The organism is Streptomyces sp. 8P21H-1, assembly GCF_013302945.1.
Genome location: NZ_JABTYA010000261.1, coordinates 1 through 220, shown reverse-complemented (window position 1 = coordinate 220; position 220 = coordinate 1). Strand labels below are relative to the sequence as shown.

The window sequence follows — 220 nt, the reverse complement described above, 5'->3', positions numbered from 1 at the left end:
CACCGGTGAGGAGGCGAGGAGTTCCTCCGCCATGCCCGGCCACTGCGAGCCCTGTCCCGGGAAGACGAACACCGTGCGGTGGTCCCGGGCCGCGGTGCCCCATGCGGTGCCGGGGCCGGTGCGGCCGTCGACGAGGGCGTCGAGCCCGGCGAGCAGGGTGTCCCGGTCGCCGCCGACGACGGCGGCGCGGTGCTCGAAGGCGGTGCGGGTGGTGGCCAGG

At 77.3% G+C, this 220-nt stretch carries 1 protein-coding gene; it reads right to left on the bottom strand.

The window, feature by feature from the left end; all coding sequences use genetic code 11:
- On the bottom strand, positions 1-220 hold a 220-nt coding region (locus HO151_RS05285; protein WP_173894940.1), incomplete at both ends, for a hypothetical protein.